The sequence below is a fragment of the Streptomyces sp. NPDC090119 genome (assembly GCF_044747085.1).
Classification (GTDB): Bacteria; Actinomycetota; Actinomycetes; order Streptomycetales; family Streptomycetaceae; genus Streptomyces.
Genome location: NZ_JBIVDK010000001.1, coordinates 237,057 through 260,292, shown reverse-complemented (window position 1 = coordinate 260,292; position 23,236 = coordinate 237,057). Strand labels below are relative to the sequence as shown.

Below are 23,236 nucleotides of genomic sequence, written 5' to 3'. Positions count from 1 at the left end.
AGCGCCGTCCGGGGCGGTCATCGGGTCGCGGTCACCAGCGTGTGGGTGCCGAGCAGCGGGTCCGCCGTGACGTCGGCGAATCCGGCCTCGCGCAGCCAGTCGTGCAGATCCCCGACGCGGTACTCGGAGCCGTCCTGGCTGACAAGGCGCATGTGCAGGCTGGAGAGCAGTCGTTCGGCACTGGATCGCTCGTTGTCGATCATCCGGTCGTAGACGAGGATCTGCCCGCCGGGGTTGACGGCCGCGTGGACCCGGCGCAGCAGTTCCTTGCGCCGGTCGGTGTCGAAGCCGTGCAGGATGTGGCCGAGCACGATGACGTCGGCCGGGGGGATGTCGTCGGTGAAGAAGTCGCCGCCGGTGAACTCGACGCGGTCGGTGAAGCCGAGGCGGCCGACGTGCTCGGTGAACAGCGGCCGGGTGCGTTCCAGGTCGAAGACGCCCGCCTTCAGGTGCGGGTGCTCCCGCACCAGGACGGCGGCCAGGTTGCCGCGCGCGCCGCCGAGGTCGACGAAGGAGGAGTGCCGGGACCAGTCGACGCGACCCGCGAGCTCGACGCCCATCCGGTCGCTGTAGGCGTCCAGACCCGCGAAGAAGCGCTTCATCTTCTGAGGGTCCTTGTGCTTGTCCCCGACGAACCCGCCCTTGTCGGGGTCCAGATGCTGCGGGGCGCCGGTGGTCAGCGCCTCGGTCAGCCGCCCCCAGGTGCCGTAGAGCGTCTCGTTGGTGAGCTCCACGAAACCGCCGAGGTAGGTCGGGGTGCCGGGCACCAGGTACGCCTGGGCCAGCGGGGTGTTGGCGTACCGGTCACCGGTGCGCTCCAGCAGGCCGAGGCCGGCCAGTGCGTCGAGGAAGTCGGCGGCCATGCGGGAGTGCAGACCGGTCTCGGCGGCGATGTGGTCCGCGTCGGCGGGCCCCTCGGCGACCGCACCGAACACGCCGAGCGCCACGGCACTGTGCAGCACCTTGGCCGCGCAGTCGGCGATGGTCAGCTTGATCAGCGGTCCGGGGTCTACCGCCGCGGCCGTCGTCGGGTCATCGGTCAGTGTCACGCGAGCCTCCTGGCAGACGGTGGGGACCACTGCGGTCCTCGCCCGACAATGGCGTGTTCGCGTGGAGTCCGGCTCGAAGCGGCCTGCAGTGCCTCGGTCGCGGGGGGGGCGGGCATACGCCAAGGGCCGCCCTCGCGCCGGTGGCGTGGAGGGCGGCCCTTGGGCCTGGATCATGCGCGGGGGATTCGCATCATCAGGCCGTCTCGGGAGAGGGGCCGGCGGGCGCCGTGTCCGTGGCGGAGGCGGGCTCGCGTTCACCGCCGTGGTGTCGCGAGCGCAGGGTGAGGTTCTTCAGGCACAGCGTGATCAGGAGTCCGGCCGCGAGGATGGGTACCGCGGTGACGAACACCGGGTGCAGGGCCGCGGCGTAGGCCTCCTCGACGGCCTGGCGCACGGGGGCGGCCAGCGAGTCGAGAACGGACTGGGACGACAGCGAGTCGTGGTCGACGCCTCGCAGGGCGCCTGCCGGGACGTGCGCGGTGATCTCGTCGTTGAGGCGGCCGTAGAAGACGGAGGCGAACAGCGAGATACCGATCGAGGTGCCGAAGGAGCGGCCGAAGGTCGCGACCCCGGAGACCGCGCCGAGGTCCTCGGGCGGCGCGGTGTTCTGCGCGGCCTGGGTGAAGACCTGTGCGGACATACCGGAGGCGAAACCGAACACCACCATGTAGAGGACGGCGACGACGCGGGGGGTCGAGGCGTCCATGGTGGACAGCAGCAGCGCCCCCACGATGCCGAGGGCCATGCTCAGCACGGGGAAGATCTTGTAGGTGCCGGTCTTCCGGATGATCCTGGCGGAGCCGACGGAGGACAGCACCAGGCCGAGCATCATCGGCAGCAGCACGAAGCCCGAGGTGGTGGGGCTGGCGCCGGTGACGACCTGGACGTACAGGGCGAGGAAGTTGACGGACCCGACGAAGACGATGCCGCAGACGATGGTGCCGAGCAGCGAGAGGGTGAACGTCGAGTCCTTGAACAGCCGCAGCGGCACGATCGGTTCCTCGGCATGGGACTCGGCCGCGATGAACAGGGCGACGCAGAGGACCGCGGTCACGCCGAGGCCGATGATGCGCGGGGAGGTCCAGGAGTACTGGACACCGGCCCAGGAGGTCAGCAGCGTGGAGCTGACGATGGCGCCGGAGAGGGTGACGATCCCGGCGTAGTCCAGGGAGGACTGGCGCACCCAGCGCGGCAGGTGCAGGTACCTGGCGAGCAGGAAGACGACGGTGGCGCCGAGGGGCAGGTTGACCAGGAAGACCCAGTGCCAGCTCAGCGTGTCGGTGAGCACGCCGCCGACGGCGGGCCCGGCGAGCGAGGCACCGGCGAAGATCATGCCGAACATGCCGTAGTACTTGGAGCCCTCACGGGGCGTGAACAGGTCGCCGATGATGGACAGGACGGAGACGAAGATGCCGCCCGCGCCCATGCCCTGCACAACGCGGAAGGTGATGAGCTGTTCCATCGAGCCGGAGACGCCCGAGAGCGCGGAGCCGAGCATGAACAGGGTCATCGCGGACAGGAAGGTCACCTTGCGGCCGAAGAGGTCGCCGAGTTTGCCGTAGATGGGCGTGGTCACGCTGCTGGCGATGACGTAGGCGATGGTCACCCACGCGAAGAGGTCGATGCCGTGGAGGTCACCGACGATGCGGGGCAGGGCGGTGGCCACGATCTGGGTGTCGAGGATCGCGAGGAACGCGGCGAGCATGCAACCGACCATGGTCGGAGTGATGCGCGTGCCGGAAGGGTGAACCCCTCCCGCAGCCTGCGCAGTGGGAGCCGACATGACGATCCGCCTTTCGATTCGGTGTGTTCGTTCCCCCTCACACCGACCGCGGATGGCGGCGGCGTTTCTTGTCAGCGGGCCCATGCGGGGCTTAGGGGATGTCACTGGGTGGTCTTGTGCGGTGGCCGGAGTACGGCCGGGCCCGGCGGGGGGCCGGGCCGGCCGTACTCCGGTGGAATCACGGAACCAGCACGACCTTGCCGAGCTGGGCCCGGGCCTCCATCAACTCGTGGGCCTTGGCGGCCTCTTCGAGCGGCAGGCGCTGGTGGACCACGGGCTTGACCTGGCCGGAGGCGATGAGTTCGAGCAGATGACGCTGACCGGCGGCCACCACGTCCGGCTTGTTGTAGAGCATCGCGTAGATGCTGAAGCCCGCCACGTTCTTCATCCGGGACAGGGCCAGGGTCGGGATCGGCGGGATGTCGCCGGAGGCGGAGCCGTAGAAGACGAGGGTGCCGAACTGGGCGGTGATGCCCAGGGACTTCAGCAGGATGTCGCCGCCCACGGTCTCCAGCACCACGTCGGCGCCGCGACCGTCCGTGGCGGCGAGGACCTGGTCGGTCCAGTCCTCGTCGCTGTAGTCCACGGCGACGTCGGCGCCGAGCTCGCGCACGAAGTCGAGCTTGGCCTTGGAGCCGACGGTGGCGATGACCTTGCCCGCGCCGAGGGCCTTGGCGATCTGGACGGCCAGGTGGCCCACACCGCCGGAGGCGGCGTCGATCACGATCGTCTGGCCGGGCTGCAGACGGCCGGCCTCGCGGATCGCGTGGTAGGCGGTCTGGGCGGGGCTCGGCAGGAGCGTCGCCTCCGCGGCGTCGAGGTCCTGCGGGATCTTGATGAGGAAGTCGGCCCCGGCGAGGACGTGTTCGGCGTAGGCGCCGTGGTCGACGTCGCCGACGACCCGGTCGCCGACGGTGACCGTGGTGACGCCCTCTCCGACGGCTTCGACGACACCGGCGACGTCGCCGCCGGGCGCGCCGGGCAGTTCGGCGTGGCCGCCGATCGGAATGCCCTGGCGGCGCTGGACCTCGGCGAAGGTGACGCCGATGGCCTCGGCGCGGATCAGGACCTGACCCGGACCGGGCTGGGGCTTCTCCGCCTCCTCGAGGCTGAGGACGGACGGCGCACCGTGCTGGTAGTGGCGGACGATTCTCATGTGCTGTCTCCCATGGGAGTGGATATGGGTCGAGCCGCGTCGCGGGTGCGCCGCCGTGGCTCCGTCCGGCGATCCCGGCTACATGTGCATGTTGTCATGCATTTGGATGCGTGTCCACACCGTATTGCGGAGCATCCGAGATCTTCGCCCGTCACTTGAAGACCGGCCTGCTGGGACCCTCGGTCCCGGCCCACGTGGCCAGGGCCGCGCGCAGGCCGTCGGCGGTCTCCGCGGGCGAGGCGTCCTTGTCCGCGGCCCAGGCGACATATCCGTCGGGGCGGACGAGCAGGCCGGCCAGAGCGGGCTCCTGCTCGCACGCGCCGACGACGTGCCGCACGCGGCCGGGCCACGCGATCGGCTCCGCCCACTCCTGGTACACCTCGGAGATCTCCGGGCGTCCGGACAGGTCGAGCAGGGCGAACGTGCCGCGCCGCAGCAGCTTGGGGAGGGTCACGGGACCCTCGTCGGTGGCGACGACGAGGTCGCGCGCGAAGTCCCCGAGCAGGCGGTGCTCGGGACCCGGCATGTCGTAACGGACCCCGACGCCGCTGAGCATCTCGGCGACGTGCCGGTTGACGTCGCTCTTGCGCATCAGGTCCTCGAAGAGTTCGCGCAGCGGAGTGACGTAGGGGTCGGGGTTCATCAGCGCGATCTGCGCACGGGTGTTGGCCAGCACCTTGCGGGCCGGGGCCTGGCGCTCGCGGTCGTAGGTGTCGAGCAGCCCCTCGTGGGCCCAGCCGTTGATGTCGGCGGCGAGCTTCCAGCCGAGGTTGAGCACGTCCTGCAGACCGAGGTTGACCCCCTGGCCACCTACGGGGAAGTGGGTGTGGGCGGAGTCCCCGGCCAGGAAGATCCGCCCCGCGCGGTACTGCTCGGCCTGACGGGCGGAGTCGGTGAACCAGGACATCCAGCGCGGCTCGCTCGCGCCGAGGTCGTCACCCCAGATCTCGCGGAGGCTCTCGGTGAACTCCTCCAGCGTCAGCTCCCCGTCCGTCTCCCGCTCCTTGGCGAAGTCGAAGGTGGCGACGCGGTGGTAGGTCTCGTCCAGCGGTACGCAGAAGAGCAGACCGCGATCGGTGCGCTCCATGCCCATCGGGGCCTTGTCCCGGTCGGCGAGCACGACGTCGGCCAGCCGTGCGGTGACCTTGCCGCCGGTGCCCGGGAAGGCGATCCCGGCCTCCCTGCGGACCAGACTGCGACCGCCGTCGGCGCCGACGAGGTAGCGGCCGCGCAGGGTGTAGGACCCGTCGGGGCCGGTGACGTCGACCTCGACCCCCTGATCGTCCTGGCGCACGGCGGTCACCTCGTGGCCGCGGCGGATCTCGACGCCGAACTCCCGCGCGCGTTCCTCCAGGAGGCGCTCCGTGCGGGTCTGCTCGGACAGCAGGGCGTAGTTCTGGGTGCTGTCCAGCAGCGAGAAGTCGACCCAGACGTCCAGGCCGGCGAAGTGGCCGTTGTTCCAGGAGCGGGCTCCGTCGCGGAAGCGCTCCAGCAGACCGCGTCGGTCCAGCGATTCCAGTGAACGGGCGTGCAGACCGAAGGCCTTGGAGTGCGGGGTGCGCTCGGCCAGTCGCTCCAGCACGACGGGCTCGGCCCGGGAGATGCGGAGTTCGGAGGCGAGCAGCATGCCCACCGGGCCCCCGCCGACGATGAGGACATCGAAGTCGAAGTCCTGGGTGTCCGGCATGGAAGTCCTTCCAGAGGAGGGGATGTTGATTTGAAACTGTGTGCATGAAATTATGCACACGATTGCTAACATACACATGCTCGCTTGCTGTTATCACCGGACCTAGGATGGGGACATGGAGACTTCGACCAGGCAGACGAGCGCCCCGCTCCCGTCCGGGCACGGACCGCTCGCCGCCGCCGACCCGCTGGACGCGGTGGGTCCCGCCTTCTCGCGACTGCGCCGCGCCTCCGCGCTCAACGCCGAGACGACGGTGTCCCGCAAGGACATGACCCGGACCCTGGTCCTCAACATCGTCGAAGAGGGACCCGAGGAGGACGGTCAGGAGATCACCGTCGGAGTCGTCGCGGAGCGGCTGGCCGTGGACCCCTCGGTCGCCAGCCGCATGGTCACGGACTGCATCTCCGCGGGGTACCTGATCCGCGCCGCCTCCCAGCAGGACGGGCGCCGCACCATTCTTCAGATGACCGCCGAGGGCGTGGCCATGCTGGCCGCCTTCCGCCGTCACCAGCGGGCGGCGTTCGAGTTCATCACCCGGGGCTGGCCCGAGGACGAACGCCTGCAGTTCGCCCGCCTGCTGATCAAGTACGTGGACTCCGTCGCCGAGGCCCGGCACAGCTCGCCGGAGAGCTGACCGGCGGGCCCCGCGCCGCTCAGCGCGCCAGGACGCGGCGCAGTGCCGACGTCAGCGCGGAGACCTGGGCGTCGGCGGGAACAGCGCCGCGGCTGCGCCAGGCGACGATCCCGTCCGGACGCACCAGCACGGCACCGCCTGCCGACGTGCCGTAGGCGTCGGCCCACCGGCCCCCGGGGTCCGTGAGGCCGTCCTTCCCGTCCGCGGTGATGCGGTGGACGTCGAGCGGGACGCCGAGCTCGGTCCGGGCCGCCTGTGCCGCCTCCGTCCAGGACTCTCCGTCCGCCCCGGTCAGCAGGACGAAACCGGAGCCGAACAGGTCCAGCGTCGTCAGCGGCGCGCCGTCCCGCTCCAGCGCCACGTACGGGGCGCGGGTGCCCGGCTGGGCGGACAGGGCGCGCGGATCGCTGGTCAGAGGCAGCGCGCCAGCCTCCTCCTCGGCGACGAAGGCGCCGGCCGGGTACGCCTGCCCCATGGTCACGGTCATCGCGTCGTCGGTCGCCGCCCGCTGCTCCTCGGTGGCCGTGCCGGAACGCATCGCCAACTGGAGCGAGCCCTGCCGCGCGGTGTACAGCCCGACCGGGTGGCGCTCCTGCTCGTAGGTGTCGACCAGCCCCCTCCCGGCGGTGCCGTCGAGGACCAGGGCCAGTTTCCACGCCAGGTTGAAGGCATCGGCGATCCCCGTATTGGCGCCGTAGCCGCCGGTGGGCGGGATCTGGTGGGCGGCGTCCCCGGCGAGCAGCACCCGGCCCGAGACGAAGTGCTCGGCCACGAGCTCGGCCATGTCCCAGGGGAAGCGGGAGCGCACGGTGACCTCGACCGTGTCCGAGCCGATGGCCGCGCGCACCAGCTCGGCGCAGCGGGCGTCGGTGAAGTCGTCCAGGCTCTCGCCCCGGTCCGGGTCGTAGCCCACGATCAGCGTGCCCTCGGTGAGGGTGTCGTCGTGCACCATGATGCCGGTGACGGTGTCGTTCTTGACGTGCACGACGCTGTAGCGGCGCTCGCCGAGGACCGCCGCGAAGTCCGCGCCGAAGGCGATGCTGACGTGGTGCGAGAGCACCCCGCGGCCTTCGCGCCGGACGCCGAGGGCCTCGCGCACGGTGCTGCGCGGGCCGTCCGCCGCCACGAGGTAGTCGGCGCGCACGACGCTGTCGACGCCGTCCGGTCCGCGCGTGACGGCCGCGACGCCGTCGTCGTCCTGGGTGAAGGAGAGCAGCTCGGTCCCGAACCGGAGGTCGGCACCGAGCTGTTCCGCCCGCGCGCGCAGGAGGGGTTCCAGCCGGTCCTGCGGCAGCAGCAGCAGTTTGGAGGGGGTCAGGTCGGCGAGTTCGTCACCGCCCTCGAGCTCCTCCTTGCTGAAGAGCACCTCACCGGCCAGCGAGACCACCCCGGCGCGGGTCCGGTGCTTCTCGAAACCGGCCGCCGCGGTCTTCGCCGCTTCTTCGACGCCCGCCGCGCGCAGCAGCTCGGCGGTACGCGGGTAGTAGCCGACGGCGCGTGGGTGGATGGAGGTCCCCGGGTGGCGCTCGACCAGGACGCAGGGCACGTTGTGGTGCGCGAGGAACATCGCCGTCGAGAGGCCGACGAGGCTCCCGCCGGCGATCAGTACACGTGTGCTGCTGGTACTCACAAGTAACCTCTCTCGCAGTTGCCGGTCCGTGCCGGATCGTGGCAGTGGCCCCTCCAGTCCGGCTCGAACGCGGGTCGAGCCGTCAGCAGGGAAGGGCGTACGTGGACCAGGAGCTGTCGGCGCGGAAGCCGAGACGCCGGTTGAGGGCGACGATCGGGGTGTTGCGCACGTCGTTCCAGGCCTGCACCAGCGCCAGGTGCTCGTTCTCGGCGGCGGCCCGGGACAGCACGTCGGCCTTGAGCCAGGTGCCGAGGCCGCGACGGCGCCGGTCGGCGAGGACGAGCGTCTCGCCCGTGTCCGCCATCGGGCTGTCGCGCACCAGGAGGGTGGCGTACCCGCAGATCTCGTCGCGGTCCTCGGCGAGGGCGGCGCTCACGTACTGCCGGTGCCCGGCCCTTCCGGCTTCCGCCTCGCGGGAACGCACGTCGTCGACGGTGGGTCGGCGTACGGCGGCCTGGCCGTTGACGGACGCGTCCAGGGTGCCCCAGGCGCGGGCATAGGACGAGACGAGCTCGGCGGGGCAGTGGTCCCGCCAGTGCACCAGGCGGTGTCCGCCGATCGCCCGACCGGCCAGTTCGGTGAGTCCGCTCCGGACGGGACCGCGCATCACCAGGCGGTTGCGCAGGTTGGTGCCGCACAGCCGCGCCCGGTGCAGGGCGGCGAACGCCTCGGCGGCCGGTGTGTGCGGAGCGTCGATCATCAGGCGACCGCGGCCACGGCGGCTCAGCTCCGCGCGGGCCGCCGACACCAGGGCCGTACCGGCGCCCCGGCGCCGGTGGGAGGGGAAGACCCACAGGGAGCCGTGGCCCGGGCCGTCGGGTGCGCCCTCGTCCAGGCCGAGTTTGACGCAGCCGAGCGGCCGGTCGGCCTCGAAGGCCGCCAGGACGATCCGGTCGGCGCCGTGCCGGCGTTGCAGCAGCCGGGCCAGCAGGGTGGACGAGACCGGTGGGTCGCCGGGCAGTTCCAGGCTCATCGTCTCCTGGAACCCGGGCAGGAGCAGCGAGATCGTCGCCGGATCGTCGCCGTCGAGGCTACGGATTTCCATGACTTCCTTCGTCGGGGCGGGGCGGATACGGGCGGGAACGGCCGGAGTGGGCCGGAGCGGGCCGGAAGAAGGGGCGCCGGTGGCCGGGTACGGGCGCCGCACCGCCCGTACCCGGCCACCGGTGGGGAGGGGCCGGGGTCGTCGCCGACCCCGGCCCGGACGTCGTGGGGATCAGGTGTCGTCCGTGTGCGTGAGGGCGATGGCCTGGACGGGACAGGCGCGCGCGGCCTCGCGGACCATGGGCTGCCCGGCACCGTCCTCGCGTCCCGCGATCACGGTGGACAGTCCGTCCTCGTCCTGTTCGAAGACGGCGGGCACGGCCACCACGCACTGGGCGGAGCCGATGCACCGGTCGCTGTCGATGGAGATACGCATGATCGCCTACCAGGTGACGGGCAGCTCGGTGACGCCCTGCAGGACGAACGGCGCGTTCACACCGACCTCTTCCTCGGGCACGGCCAGCCGCAGCGTCGGGACACGTCGCAGCAGGGTGGTCAGGGCGATCTCCATCTCGGCCCGCGCGAGGTTCTGGCCGATGCACTGGTGGATGCCGTAGCCGAAGCCGACATGGCGGCCGGACCGACGGTGGATGTCGAGTTCGTCGGGGTGCTCGAACTGGTCGGCGTCGCGGTTCATCAGCATCGTCGAAAGGACCACCCCGTCACCGGCCTTGATGAGGTGTCCCTCGATCTCGATGTCCTCCTTGGCCACGCGCATCAGCATGTCGCCGATGGAGGTGTAGCGCATGAACTCGTCCACGGCGCGCGGCATCAGCGACTCGTCGGCGCGCAGCGCCTGGAGCTGCTCGGGGTGGGCGAGGAGCGCCATGGTGGACAGCGCGATCATGTTCGACGTGGTCTCGTGCCCGGAGACCAGCAGGACGGTGGCGAGCATGGCCAGTTCGTGCCGGTCGACCTTGCCCTCCTCCAGCTGACGGCTGATCAGTTCGTCCAGCAGGGTGTCACCCGGCTCGGTCTGCTTGCGGCCGATCAGGTCGTCGAGGTAGGCGAGGATCTCGCTGAACGCCTGCTGCGCCTGAACCGCCTGCTCCGATCCGGCGGAGGACAGCACGTGCCGCGACCGCTCGTCGAAGTAGTGGTGGTCCTCGTAGGGGACGCCGAGCAGCGTGCAGATCACGGCGGACGGCATGGGCAGGGCGTATTCGGTGAGCAGGTCGACGGTGGTGCCCGGCCCCTTGGCCAGCATCTTGTCGAGAAGCTCGTCGGCGTACTTCTGCATCACCGGGCGCAGTGCGTTGACCTGCCGGACGCCGAAGCTGGGCAGCACCATGCGGCGCTGCCGGGCGTGCGCCGGGTCGTCGACGCCGACCAGCGGCGGCGCGGCGGCCTGCTGCCGCTGGGCCTCGATACGCGGTGCGAGCAGCGGGAACCGGGGATCGAGGACGTCCGAGGACAGCCGCGGGTCCGGGAAGAGCCGACGGCCGAGATCGTTGCCGGTCACCAGCCAGGCGACGCGCCCGTTCCACAGGGTGACCCGGGAGATCGGGCCCTTCTCCCGCAGATCCTCGTATCCCGGGGGCATCTGGTAGGGGCATCCGCGCTTGATGGGGTAGGCGGGAGCGTCGTCGGCGCCGTCCGCCAGCGTGTTCGGCGTGTCGATGGTGTCGGGCATGGGTTCTCCAGGGTGTGCGGCCGTCAGCGGGGGTGACGGCCCGGTCGGTGGATGCTGGGCGGGCAGGCGTTCACAGACCGCCGGTGACGCGCAGGGCTTCGCCGTGGACGTTGCCGTTGGCGGCGGAGCCGAGGAAGACGATGGTGCGCGCGACGTCCTCCGGGGTGTTCATCCGGCCGGACGGCAGGCTCTTCGCCTTGTTCTCCAGGAACTGGGGTGAGGCATGGGCCAGCACGTTCTCGGTCAGGGTCTGGCCGGGGACGACCAGGTTCACCAGGACCCCGGCCGGTCCGGTTTCCCAGGCGAGGCTGCGTACCAGGCCGTACAGGCCGGACTTGGCCGCCCCGTAGGCGCCGGCGCCGACCATGCCCGTGTCCGCGAGACCGGCGCCGAGCAGGACGATGCGGCCCCAGTCCCGGTTCCGCATCCGGGGCAGCACGGCCTGGACGGTGTGGACGACCGCGTCCAGGGACGTGTGCAGTACCCGTTGCCACTGGGCGGGCGGGACGTCCTCGAACGCGGGCATCTCCCGGCCGGGGCGCGGGATGGCGTCGCCCCACTCCATGGCACAGGCCACCAGCACGTCGATGCCGCCCCAGTGCTCGGCGACGGTGGAGACCGCGGCGTGGATCGAGTCCGGGTCGGCGAGGTCGTAGCGGACCACGAGGGCGGTGCCGCCCGCGGCGGCGACCTGTTCGGCCGTCTCCTTCGCGCCCGCCTCGTCGGAGTGGTAGGTGATCGCGACACGTGCGCCTTCGACGGCGTAGGCGAGGGCCGTGGCGCGGCCGATGCCTCGGGAGGCACCGGTGACGAGCACCACCTTGTCCGTCAGATCCGTCTTCATCGTCCTGTCTCCGTGGTTCGGCGGGGCTCGGGGCGGATGCTCTGTGCGTGCCGGAAGAAGTCGTCGGGGTCGTAGTGCCGCTTGACCTCGCGCAGTCGGGGGACGTTCTCGCCGAAGTAGTCGGCCTCCCAGCCCGGGCCGACCCGGGAGGAGGGGAAGTTGATGTAGGAGCCGGTGGCCAGCGGGGCGAGTGCGGCATCGCACCGGTCGGCCCATTCCTGCAGCTCCGCGGGTCCGCGTGCGGCCGCTTCCTGGTCGCGGGTGGCGATCTGGTAGCCCATCAGGAACTGGGCGTCGCGGTGGACGTAGGCCGTCTCGGTGCGTGGCACCCGGTTGGCGGCTCCGCCCAGGGCGATGCACAACAGGTAGCGTTCGGCGTCCAGTTCCGGGTCCCACGCGTCGAGCAGGGTCTGCGCCTCTCGCCGGGTGACGGGCGAACCGGTGAGACGGTACGCCTGCCTGGTGTAGGGGTGACGGTGGCCGACGGCCTCGGGGTGGGTGCCGGTGCGGTGGCACTGTCGCACCGTCTTGGAGCCGCACAACGCCTCGTGCATGACGTCCGCGTAGGCGGCGGGGACTCCGGTCTCCTGGTGCATGGGCTTGGTGCCGGTGCGCTCGGTGAGTTCGCCGAGGGCCCGCTCGAGCGCCGCGGGTGCTCCGAGGTGCACACCCCAGGTCTTCACCACGGGTCGGCCGCCGGGGCCGAACATGCCGGGCAGGACGACCAGGGAGGTACCCAGATCGTCACTCCCGGCCGCCGCCCACGCCTGCCAGGCCGACAGGACGTCGGCGGCGTCCTCGTACGCCCAGAGAGTCTCGAACGAGGTGAGCCGGGGCGCTTCGACGGGCAGCAGCTCCAGCTCGGTGACGATGCCGAACGTGCCGCCACCGCCGCCGCGCAGCGCCCAGAACAGGTCGGGGTGCTCCTCGGCGGAGGCACGCACCACGCGGCCGTCCGCCAGGACGACCCGGGCCGAGCGGAGCCGGTCGCTCGCCACGCCGAACCGGCGGGTCTGCCACCCGAGTCCGCCGCCGGTCAGGAAGCCGCCCTGACCGACGGTCGGGAACGTGCCGGTGATGATCTGGCGGCCCAGCGGCTTCAGCCGGTCCAGCGCGTCCAGGGACTGGATGCCTGCACCGAGGCGCACCGTGCCGTCCTCGGCCGTGGCGTGGTTCATCCGCGACAGGTCGACCACCAGGCCCTCGCCGGTGGACCAGCCGTTGAAGCTGTGGCCGCCGCCGCGGACATGGACGCGGGAGCCGGTGTCCCGGGCGTGCCGGACGCAGGCGAGCACGTCCTCGGCCGAACGGCAGTACGCGATGCCGCGTGGGGCCGCCGTGTCGTACTCGGTGTTCTGCAGTTGTCGGGCGAGGTCGTACCCCGGGTCCGACGGCAGAACGAGCTCACCTTCGAGGCTGTCGCGCAGCATGGTGGTCCTTCCTCCGTGACGTACCGGCTCCTACTTGTCGATGCCGAACTTGCGGGCGACGACCCTCGATCCCTCGTGTCCGCGCAGCAGTTCGCCGGTGGGCGAGTAGAAGTTGGCGCCGCCGGTGCCCTCCCACTGGTCGTCGGAGACGAACTCGCCCTCGACGAAGACGTGCGCCTCGCCGACGTGCTTGCCCTCGGGGCTGACGGCGAGGATGTGGAAGTTGTAGTGGAAGGAGTCCTTGCCGGTGGACTCCCAGTTGCCGAGTCCAATGTTCTTGGCGTTCACCTGGTAGCAGGTGACGACGCCGTCACCGGTGAAGGACGCCAGTCCGAACACCGACTTGCCGTCGTCCTCGAGTTCCGTCGTCCAGGTTCCGACCAGCCGAGCATCGGTCATGTCGCGTCTCCTGACTGGGTTCTTGTGGGTGTGGGTGCCGTCGCTACCGTGCCGCTTCCGGCTGGAGCGGCACTCGAACGGCTCTGCAACGGGCGGTGCCCCGGGGCTCAGCCGGTCTGCCAGGTCCCGGCGCTCGCGTGCGGGTTGTGGTGCGGGCGGTGCCAGACCGTGGCCGGCGGCCCGTCGAACGCGCCCGCCTCGGCGGGGGTCGCGGTGCCCTCGGCCGCCAAGGCGGTGAGCACCGCCGTGACGGCGGCGAGCTCCTCCGCCGTGGGGGTGCCGCCCGTGATCTTCCAGCAGTCCATCGCGGCCTCCTCGGTGATCACACCGGCGGGTTCCCGTGTTTACGGGAGGGCAGGTCGGTGTGTTTCGAGCGCAGCATCGCGAGCGCGCCGATCAGCGCCGAGCGCGTGTCCGCGGGGTCGATGACGTCGTCCACCAGGCCGCGTTCGGCGGCGTAGTAGGGGTTCATCAGCTCGGAGCGGTACTCCTTGATCTTCTGCGCGCGGACGGCCTCGGGGTCGTCGGCGGCGGCGATCTCACGGCGGAAGATGACGTTGGCGGCGCCCTCGGCACCCATGACGGCGATCTCGTTGCCGGGCCAGGCCAGCGAGATGTCCGCGCCGATGGACCGCGAGTCCATGACGATGTAGGCGCCGCCGTACGCCTTGCGGAGGATGAGCTGGACCCGCGGAACGGACGCGTTGCAGTACGCGTAGAGCAGCTTGGCCCCGTGCCGGATGATGCCGCCGTGTTCCTGGTCGACGCCCGGCAGGAAGCCGGGAACGTCCACGAGGGTCACGAGGGGGATGGAGAAGGCGTCGCAGAACTGCACGAACCGTGCGGCCTTCTCGCTGGCGTGGATGTCGAGGGCGCCCGCGAAGGCCGAAGGCTGATTGGCGACGACACCGGTGACATGCCCATCGAGCCGGACCAGTGCGCAGACGACGTTGGCCGCCCAGGCCGGCTGTATCTCGAAGTACTCGCCGTCGTCGGCCGTCTCCTCGATGACGGCCCGTATGTCGTATGCCTGGTTGGCGTTGGCGGGGACGATCTCCCGCAGGGCCGGGGTCGGCCGGTCGGCCGGGTCCTGGGAGGGCTGCCGGGGCGCCGTCTGACGGTTGTTGGACGGCAGCAGGGACAGCAGGAAGCGCACGTCCTCCAGGCAGGACGCCTCGTCGTCGTAGGCGAGGGCCGCGACACCGGAGACGGTGGCGTGGACATCGGCCCCGCCGAGCCCGTTCTGGCTGACTTCCTCGCCGGTGACGGCTCTGACGACGTCGGGTCCGGTGATGAACATCTGCGAGGTCTCGCGCACCATGAACACGAAGTCCGTGAGGGCCGGTGAGTAGGCGGCTCCCCCGGCGCAGGGGCCGAGCATCACCGAGATCTGCGGTATGACCCCCGAGGCCCTGGTGTTGCGCTGGAAGATGCCGCCGTACCCGGCGAGCGCCATCACGCCCTCCTGGATCCGGGCACCCGCGCCGTCGTTGAGGGACACCAGGGGGGCGCCGGCTGCCAGGGCCAGGTCCATCACCTTGTGGATCTTCGCCGCGTGGGCCTCGCCGAGCGCGCCGCCGAAGATGCGGAAGTCGTGGGCGTAGACGAAGACGGTGCGGCCGTGGACGGTTCCCCAGCCGCTGATCACACCGTCGGTGTAGGGCCGCTTGGCCTCCAGGCCGAACCCGCTCGCGCGGTGTCGGCGCAGGGTCTCGATCTCCTGGAACGAGCCCTCGTCCAGGAGCAGGTCGATGCGTTCGCGGGCGGTCAGTTTCCCCTTGGCGTGCTGGCGTTCGGTGGCCTTGTCGTCGGGTCCGCCGACCGCCAGCGCCTTGATCTCGGCGAGTTCCGTCAGCCGGTCCTTCGCCGGACCCTCCATAGCGATGCTCATACGACGTCCTTCGGATGCGACAGCGAGCGTGCCAGGTGCCGTTCGACCGCGCTGAGCGGCAGGTCGGGGCGGACCTGTTCGGGGTGCCCCGGTGGAGGCCCGAGCAGGTCCCTGCCTCGGACCGGTTCGTCAGGAGGGGGGAGGTAGATCCAGAAGTAGCCCGCGGCTGCCAGCGAGCGGCCCAAGCCGCGCAAGAAGGCAGAGGTCAAAGACCAGGCGTCCACGACTCCCCCGTCACCGAGGACGTGCTCGTCAGCAGCGGCATGATCGTCCTCCTCAATTCCCGGTATGCGATGTCGGACCCGCCCACGGTCACAGGAGGCGCTCAAAGGCGCTTGGAGACGTGCTCGAGGACCGTCGGCGCCAGCAAGCGGGCGACCAGGCTGATGGACGCCTCGTCGGCGACGGTGTGCTCGGGGCACCGGGGCGCCTCCCGGGGGGCCGGGTGGTAGCGCGCCGCCGTGACGCGGTAGCGCCCCAGCGCGCGGTAGGTGCCGAACGCCCAGCTGTCCCGCGCCGCCGGGCTGCCGTCGGGGGCGAGCAGGACGCCGTCGTGGCAGGCGGGCAGCTCTCCCTCGATGTCCGGGGGGAAGCCGAACTCGTTGAAGGCCAGTCGCATCCCCTGCCCGAGCGCCTTGGTGTACGCCTCCTTCAGCGTCCACAGGCGCAGCAGCGCGGCTGTGCGTGCGGGGGCGTCCAGGCGAGCGAGGACGGCTCGTTCCGCGGGGGTGCACATGCGCCTGCTCATGACGTCCAGGGCGAGGGTGCGCGAGAGCGGTTCGGTGTCGACGCCGATCCGGCCGCCGAGGCCGACGCCCACCGCGATGAGCTCGCCGGTGTGGGAGAGTCCCACGTCGACCTGGTGCAGCCCTCGCAGGTGGGGGCGGCCGTTGATCGTGTAGGCGAGGTCGAGTTCGGCGGGGTCGGTACCGAGCGCCGCCGCGGCCGTGTACTTCAGCACCAGCCGCGCGGCGGCGAACCGGTGTCGTACGAGGGGGTCGGCGGTACGCCGGTAGCGCGGCCAGTCCCGGCCGAGCAGCAGCCGCAGCCGCGGCTCGGTGACGACGGCGCTCAGCCACTCCCCCCAGGTGCCGACCACCACCGCGTTGCCTCGCCGACGCACGGCCTCGCGAACCTCGTCCCACGGTCCGGCCGGGCCGTGCACGTGCAGGGGCGGTGTGATGCGGAGTTCCCGTGTCACCCGGTCCCCTCCTCCCGGCTCACCGCTCGAGTTCGATGCCGCCGAGGTCGAGGCCGCGTCCGGTGCGCTGACGAAGCAGGAGTTCGTCGAGGACGTCCGTGACGCAGTCCTTGGGGACCTCCGGCAGGGGGAGCCCGAGCCGGTGACCGAGCCGGGACAGGGCGAGGACGGCCCAGGCGGGATCGGCGAGGAACGCGTCGTGGCCCTCCTGCCCTTCCCGGACGGCCAGGACGGCCGAGGCGGCGGCGAGCAGCCCGTAGCGGTCGGCAAGGGCGTGGGCCGCCGGACCGGACAGGGCCGAGCGGTCCGGCAGCAGGGCGCACTGGTCGCGCAGCCCCAGGAACTCGGCGAGGAACAGGTCCGCCATCCGTGCCAGCAGCGCGCTCCGGCCTCCTGCGCGGCGGGGCCGGGCGAGCCTTCCGGTGGTACCGGACAGGGCGGCGGCGAGGAAGTCGCCGCCGCCCGCGAAGGCCAGGGCCCGGTGGTCCAGTGGCGGTAGCCGTCCGTCCGGGCGGAACAGGGCTGCGGGTGGTTCCTCCTCCAGGAACCAGGAACGTTTCGCCAGGGCCCCCAACTGGTTCACGATGACCGCCTGGCAGGCGGCGGCGCCGTCACGGCCGAGACCGGCGGTCGGCAGGTCACGCACGAGTTTGCCGAGGACGGCGTGCAGGAGGGCGTCGCCGGGTCGGCTGTGCGCGGCGAGCACCGAGGACAGTTCCTCGAGCGCGTCCGTCAGCAGGGCGGGCACGGTGTAGGTGGCGGCGACCGTGGGTACGTCGGCGCGGTCGGGCAGCGCTCCGGCCGCCCGCAGGCACACGGTGGTCAGGGCGTCGCAGACGAGCAGGTCGGCGAAGACCCCGGCGAGCGGGCGGTGCCAGCGACGCGCGGGCGGCCCGGAGCGCCCTCGGGTGGCTGCCCCCACGGCGTGCCGCAGGACGGGGTCGACACCCGCGGTCATGGCACCCGCGACCAGGCTCCGGTTGACCTGGTTCATCCGCAGCGCCAGCGTGGCGCCGTCCCCGGGGCCGCCCACGAGGGCGTCGTCGGGAACGGGACAGCCGGTGAACCGCAGGCCGGAGAAGAGGGCCGCGCGCATTCCGTCGGTCTTCACGCGCGGCAGCCGCTGGACCCGCCCGGCGGGGAGCCTCGCGGGGTCCACCACGAGCACGGAGTGGGTGCGGGGGCCGGTGGCGGCGGTGCGGGCGTGGACGACGTAGACGTCGGCCCGCGCCGCGTCGATGACGAGCGACCTGCTTCCGTCGAGCAGCACGCCGGTGCCGTCGGCGTCGCGCCGGGCGGTGATCTCCTCGCGCCGGACCCCGCCGGCCGGGGCCAGGCCGGGATGGACCACGGTGGCCCGTCCGCCGCCGAGCAGCAGTCGCGCCATGACCTGCTGCTGTTCCGGGGTGCCTGCTCCCCAGACCGCCGAGGCGGCGAACAGCGAGGTGACACCCGCGTCGAAGCCGAGGGCCACGTCGCGCCGGAACACGGGCCGCAGGATGGTCATGAGGAGGTCGGCCCGGGTGAGGGTTCCGCCGTGGGCCGCGGGGACGAACGCGGCGGTCAGCCCGGCCCCGGCCAGCAGTCGTTGCGTGGCCGCGGCGGGTCGGCCGAGCCGTGCGGCGGTGGTGAACGCGGTGAATCCGTGCGGGTTGGCCGGGTCGTGGGGGTCGCCGAGCAGGCGGTCGAGGTGGGCGGCCCGCCGCAGCGCGACGGCCGGCTCGTCCGGCGACGTCGTCCCGCTGTCGGCGTCACGCCGGGTGGTGCTCGGTGGGCCGGGGCGTCTGCCCGCGCCCACGTTCACGACGTGTCCGTCACGCCGAGTCCGAGCGCGACGGCGGCGTCCTCCGCGTGCAGGCGCGCGAGTGCGAGGAGCGTGGCGTTGTCCCGGCCGATGGTTTCGCGTACGTACCGCCGGGCGTCGGCCAGGTCGGCGTTCGCGCCCAGGACCCGGGCGACGCCCCGTTCGCTCAGTACCACTTGGTGCCGGGCGCGCACCGTGACTCCCGCCGGATCGGGCTCCAGACACCATTCGCCGGTCTGGCCGGCGATCAGCGGGGGCGGATCGGTGAGTTTGTAGACGATGAGCCCGGCGCCGGGGAAGCAGAGCCGGACGGTTCCGCCGCCCTCGACGCCGTCCGCGGTCCGGGCACGGACGAGTTGGACGCCGGGTACGTCCTCGGTCAGGCGCACGCCCGTGTCTCCCCGATCGCCGCCGGACCAGGCGCCGGAGCGGTACAGGAAGCCGTAGAGGAACTCGGCGGGTGCGTCCACCCGCATCTGGTCGTCGAGGGTGACGACCAGATCGTCCAGGACGGACCACCGTTCGGTGACGTCCTTCAGGTCGGCCAGGTGCCGTCTGATGTTGGCATCGCCGATCGACGTGGCCGGAGTCCGGTGGTCGGTCGTCGAGAACTCCCGTTCGAGCGTCAACAGGGAGGAACCGCCGGGCAACTGCTCGACGGTCCAGCTGCCGCCCATGCCCGTCACGGTCTCCGGGCCCGTCTCGCGGCGGAACCCGATCCGTCGTGCGCCGGGATCGAGCGTGCGTCGGGTGACCCACGACTCGATCCTGTCACCGTTCAGGGTCCACATGCGCAGACGCTGTTCGTTGCCGTTCAGGTCCAGCGGTTCGACGTGCACGTTCGGGGCGAAGAACAGCGGCCAGCGTTCGGCGTCGGCGATGAACCCGTAGACGACACCGGCGGGGGCGGCCATCTCGATCCGGTGTGATGTGCGGTGTACGGCCGGTGCGGGCATCGGCGTTCACCTCCTTCTTCTCTGACGACGGCGAGTGTGCGGGCGACCGCTCAAGGCCCGGTGGAGCGGAAGTCGAGCGTCACCGTCGGCCCGGCCGCTCCGTACGGCGGTGCCGACCTCTCACGGTCCAGCTCCTCTCCACCCGCGCTCGGCACCGGTGCGGTCGAATCGGAAGCTGACAGGTCTCGGCGGTCCGGGGCCCCTCTCATCGACAGCATGGCCACCCACCACGCGGCCCGGTGGCCGGCTCGACACCGAAGGAGTACGCCGTGGGGCTTCTGTTCACCTCGGAGTCCGTGACCGAAGGTCACCCCGACAAGATCGCTGACCAGATCAGCGACACCATTCTCGACGCGCTGCTGCGCGAGGACCCCTCGTCCCGTGTCGCCGTCGAGACGCTGATCACCACCGGCCTGGTGCACGTGGCCGGCGAGGTCACCACCAAGGCCTACGCGCCCATCGCCCAGCTGGTGCGCGAGAAGATCCTGGAGATCGGTTACGACTCCTCCAGGAAGGGCTTCGACGGCGCCTCCTGTGGTGTCTCGGTGTCGATCGGCGCGCAGTCCCCGGACATCGCGCAGGGTGTCGACACGGCGTACGAGTCCCGGGTCGAGGGTGCCTCCCGCGGAGACGAAGGTGACGAGCTGGACAAGCAGGGCGCGGGCGATCAGGGTCTGATGTTCGGCTACGCCTCGGACGAGACGCCGACGCTGATGCCGCTGCCGATCTTCCTGGCGCACCGCCTGTCCAAGCGCCTCTCCGAGGTCCGCAAGAACGGCACCATCCCCTACCTGCGTCCCGACGGCAAGACCCAGGTCACCATCGAGTACGACGGTGACAAGGCCGTCCGTCTGGACACGGTGGTGGTGTCCTCCCAGCACGCCTCGGACATCGATCTGGAGTCGCTGCTCGCGCCGGACATCCGCGAGTTCGTGGTGGAGCCCGAGCTGAAGGCGCTGCTGGACGAGGGCATCAAGATCGACACCGAGGGCTACCGCCTGCTGGTGAACCCGACGGGCCGGTTCGAGATCGGCGGTCCGATGGGGGACGCGGGTCTGACCGGCCGCAAGATCATCATCGACACGTACGGCGGCATGGCTCGTCACGGTGGCGGTGCCTTCTCGGGCAAGGACCCGTCGAAGGTGGACCGTTCGGCCGCGTACGCGATGCGCTGGGTCGCCAAGAACGTGGTGGCGGCGGGTCTGGCCTCGCGCTGCGAGGTCCAGGTCGCCTACGCGATCGGCAAGGCCGAGCCGGTCGGTCTGTTCGTGGAGACCTTCGGCACCGCCAAGATCGAGCCGGAGAAGATCGAGAAGGCCATCGACGAGGTCTTCGACCTCCGCCCGGCCGCGATCATCCGCGACCTCGACCTGCTGCGCCCGATCTACGCCCAGACGGCGGCCTACGGCCACTTCGGCCGGGAGATCCCCGACTTCACCTGGGAGCGCACCGACCGCGTCGACGCCCTGCGCAAGGCCGCCGGGGCGTGACACGAGGGTCCGGTCGCGGGAGTGGACGCCCGCACCACCAGTCTTCCCGTCGGGCCGCCAGCGCTGCTGAGCAGCCCGGCGGGGGCCGGCCAGGCGCGGGAGCCTGACTCCGCCGGCCAGACCGCCAGTTGATGGAGGAGGACAGCGTGCACGACGTTCGACAGCGCACCCTTGAGGATGATTCCCCCCGTGTCTCCGCGTATCCGCCGGGCGTGTTCGTCGTGGGTGGGCAGATCGCGGCCCCACCGCTGCGGCTGGCCGGGGCGGACGACGACGACTTGACGGAGCCGCACATCGTCCGCGGCATCGACTGAGCACGCGTACGCGAGGGGCGGTCCGTCGGGACCGCCCCTCGTGTGTGCGGGCATCCGGGGGATGCCGGTGCTCAGACCCGGCGGGCCTCGCCTGCGAGCACCCGGTTGACCACCTCCAGGTACTGGCGCGGCGTCTCGGCCTCCTCCAGCGCCTCCTCGTCGAGCGCGACACCGTGGTCCCGCTCGATGGCGCCGGTGACCTGGAGAAGGGCGAGCGAGTCGTAGTCGAGGTCGGCGAACGGCACGTCCAGTACATCGCCGTCGAGGTCGTGGCTGCTGTCACCGGCGTTGGTGCGCAGCAGGGCGACGAGGTCCTTGATGTCGAGCGGTTCCATGGGCGGCTTTCTCATTTCTCGTGCGAAGCACGGTCGGCGGTGCATCCATTGATGACGGTCCGTCAGAAAAATCTGTCCGAGGACAGGGAAAGACGGTCCGGGGCCGGGCGGGATGCCCGGGGGTGTCACCGGGCGGTGAGAGCCTGTCCGGGGGTTGCGGGACGGACACCCTGGCAGTCGGCCGTCGCCACGGGTTCCGTGGCGGCGTGGGCGCCGAGGCGCCGGACGACACGACAGGCCCGAGCCAGGAGACGAGGCAGTGCGTCCTGCCGTACGAAGAAGTGGTTGCCGGCGACGGTCCGGGTCACCGAGGGGCCGACATGCCATCGGCGCCAGCCGTCCACCACGGAGGGCGGCGCCAGCGGGTCCCTGTCCCCGGAAATGGCGAGCAGGGGTACCGGTGCCTGACCGCCCGCCGCCGCGCCGCGGGCGCAGACGCGCAGTGCGTGGGCCAGGCGCAGGTCGTCGCGGAGCACGGGCATCATCGCCCGGTGCCAGTAGTCACCCGGTCCCACCCCGTCGGGCAGCGCTCCCATGGAGCGCAGCTCGTCCATCAGACCGGTGTCCGAGGGGTTGTGGCGATCGGACAGTCCACTGGCCCGGTCCGGCGGCGGACAGGCCCCCAGGGCCAGGAGGTCGGGAAGCGGCAGCCCCCGCTCGAAGAGTGCCTGGGTGAGGGTGTAGGCCACCATGGCGCCCAGACTGTGACCGTAGAAGGCGAACGGACGGTACGGTTCGGGCCTGACCCGCTGCAGCAGTTCGGCGACGAGTGCGGCCCGGTCCGTCAGACGCGGCTCACGTCGCCGGCTGCCCCTGCCCGGCAGCAGGACCGGTACGGTTTCCACGTCCGGTCCGGTCCGGCGCGACCAGCCCTGGAAGACCGAGGTACCGGCCCCCGCGTGCGCGAAGCAGTACAGCTGCATGGGCGCCAGTGCGTCCGCCATGTGTGCCCCCTCCTCGGCCCTGCCGTTCTGCAGGCCCTCACAGGCTTGCCGACGGCGCTAGAGCCGGGCTCGAAACGGTCCGCACGGAGGATCGGGGCGTGGCGCGTCAGGATGCGTAGAGGTCGAAGGTCGAGCCGCGGCGCGGGCCCGCGGTGACGTTGAGGGCGGGGTCCACTCCCAGCATGGCCTGGTGCAGGCGCTGCACCTGGGGCGACGGTTCGACGCCGAGTTCTTCGACGAGCCGGATGCGCAGCTGCCGGTAGACGTCGAGAGCGGCGGCCTGTCGGCCCGCGCGGTACAGCGCCACCATGGCCTGTGAGTGCAGCCCTTCGTGCTGCGGGTGACGTGCGATCAGGTCCCGCAGCTCGACGAGGAGGTCACTGTGTCGGCCCAGGCGGAGTTCGGCGTCGATCCGCCGTTCCACCGTGACGAGCCGGCTCTCCTCCAGGCGGAGTGTCTCGATGGTGAGCACCGGCCCGACGGGCACGTCGACCAGCGCGGGTCCCTGCCAGAGGTCCAGCGCCTGGCGCAGTGTGGCGGCGGCGCGGGCGTCGTCACCGGCCTCGAAGGCGGCACGGCCCGCGGTCGCCAGGCGCTCGTAGTCGTGTGCGTCCACGCTGTCGGAGGGGATCTGCAGCACGTATCCGCCGTGGCGGGTGGCGAGCACCTCTTTGACGTTGCGCGGGGAGTCCGGCCCCATGGCCACGCCGAGCCGGCGCCGCAGTTGCAGGATGTAGGTCTGCAGGGTGGTGAGTGCGCTGACCGGGGGGTGCGTGCCCCAGAGTTCCTCCATCAGGGTCGGCACCGGCATCACCCGGCTCGGGTACAGCGCGAGCAGCGCGAGGATCTGCCGGGGCTTGCCCGCTGACGGCGCGATCTGCACACCGCTGATGTCGGCGTTCAGCGGACCCAGTACCTGAATCTTCACGTGTCTCCCCTTTGACATCGTGTCCTCGTCGAACGCTCGTTCGAAGAGGTGGGTGTGCAAGTACGGTAACGACCTGATATCGAA

23 protein-coding genes are annotated in these 23,236 nt (G+C 71.4%); 3 read left to right on the top strand and 20 right to left on the bottom strand.

Features of this window, described 5'->3' with window-relative positions; genetic code table 11:
- Positions 1-17: 17 nt before the first annotated feature.
- From ACIPPM_RS01185 to ACIPPM_RS01170, 4 genes are all read right to left on the bottom strand, one after another.
- Positions 18-1,049, bottom strand: a complete 1,032-nt coding sequence (locus ACIPPM_RS01185; RefSeq protein WP_401441836.1) for a methyltransferase — start codon at positions 1,047-1,049, stop codon at positions 18-20.
- 193 nt (positions 1,050-1,242) lie between these two features.
- Complete coding sequence (locus ACIPPM_RS01180) at positions 1,243-2,832, bottom strand: MDR family MFS transporter (RefSeq protein ID WP_401441835.1); 1,590 nt, start codon at positions 2,830-2,832, stop codon at positions 1,243-1,245.
- Positions 2,833-3,010: 178 nt separating this feature from the next.
- Positions 3,011-3,988: a zinc-binding alcohol dehydrogenase family protein gene (locus tag ACIPPM_RS01175; protein WP_401441834.1), complete on the bottom strand. Its 978-nt coding sequence runs from the start codon at positions 3,986-3,988 to the stop codon at positions 3,011-3,013.
- Between the two features lie 151 nt (positions 3,989-4,139).
- Positions 4,140-5,675 carry an FAD-dependent monooxygenase gene (locus ACIPPM_RS01170; RefSeq protein ID WP_401441833.1) on the bottom strand — a complete coding sequence of 512 codons (1,536 nt, stop codon included), beginning with the start codon at positions 5,673-5,675 and terminating at the stop codon, positions 4,140-4,142.
- A 115-nt stretch (positions 5,676-5,790) separates the two neighbouring features.
- Here ACIPPM_RS01170 and ACIPPM_RS01165 point away from each other — a divergent pair, with 115 nt between their 5' ends.
- Positions 5,791-6,309 carry a MarR family winged helix-turn-helix transcriptional regulator gene (locus tag ACIPPM_RS01165; RefSeq protein ID WP_401441832.1) on the top strand — a complete coding sequence of 173 codons (519 nt, stop codon included), beginning with the start codon at positions 5,791-5,793 and terminating at the stop codon, positions 6,307-6,309.
- Positions 6,310-6,328: 19 nt separating this feature from the next.
- Here ACIPPM_RS01165 and ACIPPM_RS01160 read toward each other — a convergent pair whose 3' ends face one another.
- The 13 genes from ACIPPM_RS01160 to ACIPPM_RS01100 form a co-directional block, all read right to left on the bottom strand.
- Positions 6,329-7,939 (bottom strand): FAD-dependent oxidoreductase, encoded by a 1,611-nt coding sequence (locus tag ACIPPM_RS01160; protein WP_401441831.1) that lies wholly within the window; start codon positions 7,937-7,939, stop codon positions 6,329-6,331.
- A gap of 82 nt (positions 7,940-8,021) precedes the next feature.
- On the bottom strand, positions 8,022-8,984 hold the full coding sequence (locus tag ACIPPM_RS01155) for a GNAT family N-acetyltransferase (protein ID WP_401441830.1): 963 nt from the start codon (positions 8,982-8,984) through the stop codon (positions 8,022-8,024).
- 171 nt (positions 8,985-9,155) lie between these two features.
- Positions 9,156-9,359, bottom strand: a complete 204-nt coding sequence (locus tag ACIPPM_RS01150; protein ID WP_401441829.1) for a ferredoxin — start codon at positions 9,357-9,359, stop codon at positions 9,156-9,158.
- Positions 9,360-9,365: 6 nt separating this feature from the next.
- On the bottom strand, positions 9,366-10,616 hold the full coding sequence (locus tag ACIPPM_RS01145) for a cytochrome P450 (RefSeq protein WP_401441828.1): 1,251 nt from the start codon (positions 10,614-10,616) through the stop codon (positions 9,366-9,368).
- A gap of 70 nt (positions 10,617-10,686) precedes the next feature.
- Complete coding sequence (locus ACIPPM_RS01140) at positions 10,687-11,460, bottom strand: SDR family NAD(P)-dependent oxidoreductase (RefSeq protein WP_401441827.1); 774 nt, start codon at positions 11,458-11,460, stop codon at positions 10,687-10,689.
- A complete protein-coding gene (locus tag ACIPPM_RS01135; RefSeq protein ID WP_401441826.1) occupies positions 11,457-12,890 on the bottom strand; it encodes an FAD-binding oxidoreductase in 1,434 nt (477 codons plus the stop codon). Before ACIPPM_RS01135 ends, ACIPPM_RS01140 begins: the two co-directional genes overlap by 4 nt.
- 30 nt (positions 12,891-12,920) lie before the next feature.
- Positions 12,921-13,289: a hypothetical protein gene (locus tag ACIPPM_RS01130; protein ID WP_401441825.1), complete on the bottom strand. Its 369-nt coding sequence runs from the start codon at positions 13,287-13,289 to the stop codon at positions 12,921-12,923.
- A gap of 107 nt (positions 13,290-13,396) precedes the next feature.
- Positions 13,397-13,615: an acyl-CoA carboxylase subunit epsilon gene (locus ACIPPM_RS01125; protein ID WP_401441824.1), complete on the bottom strand. Its 219-nt coding sequence runs from the start codon at positions 13,613-13,615 to the stop codon at positions 13,397-13,399.
- Positions 13,612-15,180 (bottom strand): acyl-CoA carboxylase subunit beta, encoded by a 1,569-nt coding sequence (locus tag ACIPPM_RS01120; RefSeq protein WP_401441823.1) that lies wholly within the window; start codon positions 15,178-15,180, stop codon positions 13,612-13,614. The genes ACIPPM_RS01125 and ACIPPM_RS01120 overlap by 4 nt, the downstream gene beginning before the upstream one ends.
- Entirely contained in the window at positions 15,177-15,404 is a 228-nt protein-coding gene (locus ACIPPM_RS01115; RefSeq protein WP_401441822.1) for a DUF6059 family protein, read from the bottom strand. The genes ACIPPM_RS01120 and ACIPPM_RS01115 overlap by 4 nt, the downstream gene beginning before the upstream one ends.
- A gap of 101 nt (positions 15,405-15,505) precedes the next feature.
- Positions 15,506-16,381, bottom strand: a complete 876-nt coding sequence (locus ACIPPM_RS01110; protein ID WP_401441821.1) for a 4'-phosphopantetheinyl transferase family protein — start codon at positions 16,379-16,381, stop codon at positions 15,506-15,508.
- A 19-nt stretch (positions 16,382-16,400) separates the two neighbouring features.
- Complete coding sequence (locus ACIPPM_RS01105) at positions 16,401-18,185, bottom strand: acyl-CoA dehydrogenase (RefSeq protein ID WP_401441820.1); 1,785 nt, start codon at positions 18,183-18,185, stop codon at positions 16,401-16,403.
- On the bottom strand, positions 18,182-19,141 hold the full coding sequence (locus tag ACIPPM_RS01100) for an SRPBCC family protein (RefSeq protein WP_401441819.1): 960 nt from the start codon (positions 19,139-19,141) through the stop codon (positions 18,182-18,184). The genes ACIPPM_RS01105 and ACIPPM_RS01100 overlap by 4 nt, the downstream gene beginning before the upstream one ends.
- Positions 19,142-19,410: 269 nt before the next feature.
- Here ACIPPM_RS01100 and metK point away from each other — a divergent pair, with 269 nt between their 5' ends.
- The gene (gene metK, locus ACIPPM_RS01095) at positions 19,411-20,631 is read left to right on the top strand and encodes a methionine adenosyltransferase (protein WP_401441818.1); all 1,221 of its coding nucleotides are present in this window, start codon (positions 19,411-19,413) and stop codon (positions 20,629-20,631) included.
- Between the two features lie 146 nt (positions 20,632-20,777).
- On the top strand, positions 20,778-20,945 hold the full coding sequence (locus ACIPPM_RS01090) for a hypothetical protein (RefSeq protein ID WP_401441817.1): 168 nt from the start codon (positions 20,778-20,780) through the stop codon (positions 20,943-20,945).
- Positions 20,946-21,016: 71 nt separating this feature from the next.
- Here the strand turns inward: ACIPPM_RS01090 and ACIPPM_RS01085 are convergent, their stop codons facing one another.
- The 3 genes from ACIPPM_RS01085 to ACIPPM_RS01075 form a co-directional block, all read right to left on the bottom strand.
- The gene (locus ACIPPM_RS01085) at positions 21,017-21,280 is read right to left on the bottom strand and encodes a phosphopantetheine-binding protein (protein ID WP_401441816.1); all 264 of its coding nucleotides are present in this window, start codon (positions 21,278-21,280) and stop codon (positions 21,017-21,019) included.
- 125 nt (positions 21,281-21,405) lie between these two features.
- Complete coding sequence (locus tag ACIPPM_RS01080; protein WP_401441815.1) at positions 21,406-22,224, bottom strand: thioesterase II family protein; 819 nt, start codon at positions 22,222-22,224, stop codon at positions 21,406-21,408.
- A gap of 106 nt (positions 22,225-22,330) precedes the next feature.
- Entirely contained in the window at positions 22,331-23,152 is an 822-nt protein-coding gene (locus ACIPPM_RS01075) for a BTAD domain-containing putative transcriptional regulator (protein ID WP_401441814.1), read from the bottom strand.
- Positions 23,153-23,236 lie beyond the last annotated feature (84 nt).